Raw genomic sequence first — 5,366 nt, 5'->3', positions numbered from 1 at the left:
GGGGTCAATTACCTAATTTTCAGGGAAAAAGTCCCTGAATTTTCCCCCCGATCACTCCCATATTTGCTACTTTTTGATTGACAAAAAGTCTAAAAGTCTTACCCAACAAGGTTTTTAGATTTATTCAGCAAGCTCTACTTAATCGATAGATTTACTCTGTCAATTTTAAAAGGATCAGTGGAGACAAGCAGGGAGAGCAGAAGGGGCAGGGGAAGCACCGGGAGATTTATCTCTCAATTCAATCTTGACAGACCAATAGGTCTATGGTACAGTGTGGGGGCATTCTCGCCGAGTGTGCGGCAGTTCAAGACAATACCAACAGTAGCCTATGAGTTTGATCGATAGGAAAATTTGTTTCGTCACCCTAGCTGTCGGGAAGAAATATCGAGATCATGCCCTTACCCTCGCCGAGGATATTCGTACTATAACTGATAATAGCCCTTTTGTAGTTCTCACTGATCGCCCTGAAGTTTTTGCCAAATCCGATTCGCTCATCCCGCTCCCCTCATCATTGCGACACCAGTTATCCGGAGGAGGCGAGCCGTCATCGTTAAAAGGCTAAAAGTCTTTCTAGTTAAGAAACTTACCCAAATAGAAATGATTTTAATTGTCCTATATTTTTTCGGTGAAATTGAATTAGCCAAGATGGATATACATTTCAGCCATTGAACTATTTTAAATTAGGACAGAGCCTAAAAGCAAGCTGTAATTGGGTTATAATTTTTAGAGATGTCTAATAGAGAAGCGATTCTTTGACCTTGTTTCTATGGAATTTAAACTTGTAAGACACGAAGAGTTGATAATGCAAAATACTAAAACACCCACAGTCGTCTGTGCTGCGGACAACAATTACGCAATTCCTCTTGGCGTAATGCTTTACTCCTTGGCAGAGAACCTGAAAGAGGGGAAAGCTTTTATTTATGTTATTGATGGGGGAATTACCAATGCTAATAAAAAAAAGGTGATTCGGTCACTACAAAAATTAGAAGTTGAAGTGGTACTTAACTGGCTAAAGCCTCAAGAAGCAGCGTTCTTTACAATCGTGGAAAAACTTCCGACTTGGGGTCATGTTACTATTGCCGCTTACTATCGTTTATTAATTCCTTATCTCTTACCCCCGTCGATTGAGAAAGTTATTTATCTAGACTGTGATTTAATTTTGAAAGAAGATTTAAACAATTTATGGAAAATTGACATTGATAATCAATATTTATTTGCTGTGCAAGATATGGGATGTCCTCTAGTCTCAAGTAAAAATGGCTTAAAAACTTATCAAGAACTTCAAATATCCCCAGATACGCCATATTTTAACTCTGGGGTAATGATTCTTAATTTAAAAAAATGGCGAGAAGACGATATGTCTTTTAAAGTTATTAATTATCTAGAGGAAAATGGGAGCCGTCTCCGTTACTGGGATCAGGACGGTCTCAACGCTATTTTGGCGGGCTGTTGGGGGAAACTGGATCCACGCTGGAATCAACTTCCTAATAAATTTTCTTCTTGGCAAGAAAGTCATTTTTCCGAGGAAGTTTATCATCAGGTTATGGAAGCTCCTTATCTAATACATTTTGCATCAGATGATAAACCTTGGAAATTTAAATTCTCTCCGTTAAGGAATACAGAAAAGCAATTTTTTGAATACTTAGATCGAACGGATTGGTCTGGATGGCGACCGAAAGAAGGATGGAGAAGAAGATTAAACCGATATTTTAACAAGGCTCTAGCCTATTTCAAAACCAAATCAGTTAGTTCTAATATTTTCTAGCAAAAGTTATAATTTTTTAGCCATGATACTTGCAAAACTTAAAACTTATATCTCTCGATTAGTCGGCAAAAGATCGGACAAACAGTCAAAGTTCTGGAGCATTTTTAAATCACCTAGTCTTCGCTACAAAATCTTTAAGGATAAGCTCGATACACTGCTTTACAGTTTATCCATTTCGCAAGCGCATATTTTCTTTATTCAAGTAGGTTCAAACGATTCTAGCTACGGTGATCCCCTACGTTCGTTTATGCTAGATGAACGCTGGTGTGGAATTATGATAGAACCCGTTGACTATGTATTCAAAAGATTACGCTCTAAATATGGTGATTATGGTCGATTTAAGTTGGAAAATGTAGCGATTGCCGAGGTAAACGGGTTTAAAGACTTCTACTATGTTGAAGAGACAGATTCTCCCTTGCCTGTTTGGTACGATCAAATCGGTTCATTTTCCTTATCTCATGTCTTAAAACATATTGATTTTATCCCAGAACTAGAACAACTAATTCGGAAAACTCAAGTAGAATGTATAACGTTTGAAGAGTTATGTAACCGGAACTCGGTTGGCACTGTAGACTTAATCCACATAGATACGGAAGGATTCGATTACGAGGTACTGAAAATGATAGATATTGATCGGTTTCAGCCTAGTTTGATACTGTACGAGCATAAACATCTTTCGGATAGCGATAGGATATCCGCTCGGAGTCTCTTGAGCGCACGAGGATATCAATTGTTGCAGTTAAATAGTATGGATACTGTTGCCGTTTCTGTAAAAGCATTGGAAAACAGAAACCCCTTAAAGTCGGCGTGGAAAGTGATCACTAAAAATTTATCTTATCATCAAAATTCAGCGAGCAATTAATTTTTACAACTGCTAGAACTCGCCAAATAATAAGTTGATTAGTTTGAGGTGATAAAATATGGTTAAGGGTGCATCTCACATTTGCCAAAATATCACCCAGACAAAGCACCATTGACGTAGGAACAGCGCAAAATGTAGAATGCTCTAGACCTTCTCACTTTTACACTGTACGCCTGATATTTTTGCCCTTCTTCCAATCCCTAAAAACGACAGTTTAAGCATGGGATGGAGGGTTAACGACCGAGATTTTCCCTAAATAATCACGATTTTATCATAACTACCCCTCGATCATTGTGCATGAGAAAACGGATAATTAATTCAGTGATTAGGCAAAAGGCGGTTAGGTGTTGGGGTTTTTTCCTTTGTCCCTGAAATACCCCTCCACCCCAACAGTCCATAATCCCTACATATAAGGAGAATAATTAACTATGACCGAAAATAGAAACCCGATTCCCGTAGTTGTCAACGGTGCAGCCGGCAAAATGGGACGGGAAGTCGTTAAAGCCGTTGCTCGTGCCGACGATATGATCTTAGTGGGTGCAGTGGATCGAAATCCAGCTTTTCGAGGTCAGGATGTGGGGGAAGTGGCCGGTTGTGAACCCCTAGAAGTGCCGATTCTCGACGATTTACAGAGTGTTTTAGTCCTGGCAACTCAGGAAAAAGTGCAAGGGGTGATGGTGGATTTTACCCATCCCGACGGTGTTTATGACAATACCCGCAGTGCGATCGCCTATGGAGTGCGTCCCGTGGTGGGAACTACGGGATTATCGGCGGCACAACTGCAAGATTTAGCCGAATTTGCCGAAAAAGCCAGCACCGGCTGTTTAGTTATCCCCAATTTTTCCCTTGGCATGGTTTTACTACAACAGGCTGCCGTGCAAGCATCCCGCTACTTTGATCATGTAGAAATTATCGAACTGCATCACAATCAAAAAGCAGACGCACCCAGTGGCACAGCCATTAAAACCGCCGAATTACTGGCCGAATTAGGTAAAACCTTTAATCCTGCCCAAGTTTCCGAAAAAGAAACCATCCCCGGCGCTAGAGGCGGTTTAACTGCTGAGAACATCCGTATTCATAGCGTGCGTTTACCCGGTTTAATTGCCCACCAGGAAGTCATTTTCGGTTCACCAGGAGAAATCTATACCCTTCGTCATGATACCAGCGATCGCTCCTGTTATATGCCGGGGGTTCTCCTCTCTATCCGCAAAGTTACTCAGCTGCAATCCCTCGTCTACGGTTTAGAAAAAATCCTCTAAATCGAGATATCCTAGAGGAAGGAGAGGAAAAGGGCAAAGAAGAGAAAGCTCGACAAATTGCCCTAAAAATGCTATCTGCTGGTTTTTCTATCCCAGAAATTGCCCGATTTACCGATTTATCCCCCGCAACTATCGAGGAATTACAATCGAGAGACGATTTAAAAAATCCTTCGGAGTGACATTATGAGAGAATCAGTCATCTATCAAGATATTTTAGAGGAAGGCAGAGAGAAGGGAGAATTATCCGCTAAATTAAACTCTATACCCCGATTATTTGCCTTAGGATTAAGTGTAGAACAAATTGCCCAAGCTTTAGACTTAGAGATTGAACAAGTACAACAAGTCATTGAGGGACAAAATTGAGTGAAAACGGACAGTATTTTCTATCGTCTCTTTGAGACTTTTCCTGAAAGTTTCTTTGATTTGCTCAATCTTCCCCCTGAAACCGTCAATCATTATCAATTTTCCTCCCTAGAAGTTAAACAACTTGCTTTTCGTTTAGATGGGGTCTTTCTTCCCGATAACCTTAATGACCCGATTTACTTTGTTGAGGTACAATTTCAAAAAGATGAACGGTTTTACTCGCGCTTTTTTAGTGAAATATTTCTCTATTTTCATCAGAGTGAGAGTAAGAACAATTGGCAAGGGGTGATCATTTATCCGCATCGGGAAATTGAAAATAGTCCGAAATCTCGTTATCAAGAATTCTTTGAGTCAGGCCGGGTTAACTGTTATTATCTGAATCAGTTAGATGAGGGGGATTCTCTGGGGGTAAAAGTGTTACAATTAATTGTAGAATCGGAACCCAACACCTTAGCACAGGGAAAAGAACTGATTCAACAAGTTAGACAACAATTTCAGGAGTCTTTAAAAAGACAGGACATTCTAGAATTAATTGAGACTATTCTCATTTATAAATTGCCCAAATTAAACCGTAAGGAGATTGAAAAAATGTTTAGTTTAAGTGATTTAAGAGAAACTAAAGTCTATCAAGAAGCTTTAGAGGAAGGTAGAGAGGAAGGCAAAGAGGAAGGCAAAGACGAAAAAGCTCGACAAATTGCCCTAAAAATGCTATCTGCTGGTTTTTCTATCCCAGAAATCGTCCGATTTACCGATTTATCCCCCGAGGCAATCGAGAAATTACAATCGAGAGACGATTAAAAAAATCCTTCGGAGTGACATTATGAGAGAATCAGTCATCTATCAAGATATTTTAGAGGAAGGCAGAGAGGAAGGAGCATTAACCGCTAAATTAAACTCTATTCCCCGTTTATTGGCCTTAGGATTAACTATAGAACAAATTGCCCAAGCTTTAGACCTAGAGATTGAACCAGAAACGTTGAATCTCGTAACAAAACTTTACATTTAAGAACATAACAACCCCAAAACGCCATTTTTCAAATTGAATAGACAATTTTCCTAAACCAGTGTACATAGCTGATATGTTGACACATAAAACTCTGTAAATAGCGGAGTTTAT

7 protein-coding genes are annotated in these 5,366 nt (G+C 39.6%); all 7 read left to right on the top strand.

Going from position 1 to position 5,366, the window contains the following annotated elements; all coding sequences use genetic code 11:
• Positions 1 to 766 precede the first annotated feature (766 nt).
• The 7 genes from IM475_RS13870 to IM475_RS13845 all read left to right on the top strand — a co-directional run bounded on the left by IM475_RS13870 (position 767) and on the right by IM475_RS13845 (position 5,255).
• Entirely contained in the window at positions 767 to 1,765 is a 999-nt protein-coding gene (locus IM475_RS13870; protein ID WP_287727951.1) for a glycosyltransferase family 8 protein, read from the top strand.
• A gap of 22 nt (positions 1,766 to 1,787) precedes the next feature.
• On the top strand, positions 1,788 to 2,627 hold the full coding sequence (locus IM475_RS13865) for an FkbM family methyltransferase (protein ID WP_287727950.1): 840 nt from the start codon (positions 1,788 to 1,790) through the stop codon (positions 2,625 to 2,627).
• Positions 2,628 to 3,055: 428 nt separating this feature from the next.
• Entirely contained in the window at positions 3,056 to 3,886 is an 831-nt protein-coding gene (gene dapB, locus IM475_RS13860) for a 4-hydroxy-tetrahydrodipicolinate reductase (RefSeq protein WP_287658577.1), read from the top strand.
• Between the two features lie 68 nt (positions 3,887 to 3,954).
• The gene (locus tag IM475_RS23175) at positions 3,955 to 4,065 is read left to right on the top strand and encodes a hypothetical protein (protein ID WP_502865685.1); all 111 of its coding nucleotides are present in this window, start codon (positions 3,955 to 3,957) and stop codon (positions 4,063 to 4,065) included.
• 4 nt (positions 4,066 to 4,069) lie between these two features.
• Positions 4,070 to 4,249, top strand: coding sequence for an aspartate aminotransferase (locus IM475_RS13855; protein ID WP_287727949.1), 180 nt, complete (start codon positions 4,070 to 4,072; stop codon positions 4,247 to 4,249).
• The gene (locus IM475_RS13850) at positions 4,250 to 5,047 is read left to right on the top strand and encodes an Rpn family recombination-promoting nuclease/putative transposase (RefSeq protein WP_287727948.1); all 798 of its coding nucleotides are present in this window, start codon (positions 4,250 to 4,252) and stop codon (positions 5,045 to 5,047) included.
• Positions 5,048 to 5,069: 22 nt separating this feature from the next.
• Complete coding sequence (locus IM475_RS13845; RefSeq protein WP_287658579.1) at positions 5,070 to 5,255, top strand: hypothetical protein; 186 nt, start codon at positions 5,070 to 5,072, stop codon at positions 5,253 to 5,255.
• Positions 5,256 to 5,366: the final 111 nt, after the last annotated feature.

This window comes from Microcystis sp. M061S2 (assembly GCF_020245605.1).
Classification (GTDB): Bacteria; Cyanobacteriota; Cyanobacteriia; order Cyanobacteriales; family Microcystaceae; genus Microcystis.
Note: the sequence above shows the minus strand (reverse complement) of the source record. Positions and strands in the feature narration are given on the sequence as shown.

Bases quoted from the DNA above. Each gene is read 5' to 3' on its own strand.
- IM475_RS13870 (WP_287727951.1), top strand. From the start codon at position 767: ATGGAATTTAAACTTGTAAGACACGAAGAGTTGATAATGCAAAATACT.
- IM475_RS13865 (WP_287727950.1), top strand. From the start codon at position 1,788: ATGATACTTGCAAAACTTAAAACTTATATCTCTCGATTAGTCGGCAAA.
- dapB (WP_287658577.1), top strand. From the start codon at position 3,056: ATGACCGAAAATAGAAACCCGATTCCCGTAGTTGTCAACGGTGCAGCC.
- IM475_RS23175 (WP_502865685.1), top strand. From the start codon at position 3,955: ATGCTATCTGCTGGTTTTTCTATCCCAGAAATTGCCCGATTTACCGAT.
- IM475_RS13855 (WP_287727949.1), top strand. From the start codon at position 4,070: ATGAGAGAATCAGTCATCTATCAAGATATTTTAGAGGAAGGCAGAGAG.
- IM475_RS13845 (WP_287658579.1), top strand. From the start codon at position 5,070: ATGAGAGAATCAGTCATCTATCAAGATATTTTAGAGGAAGGCAGAGAG.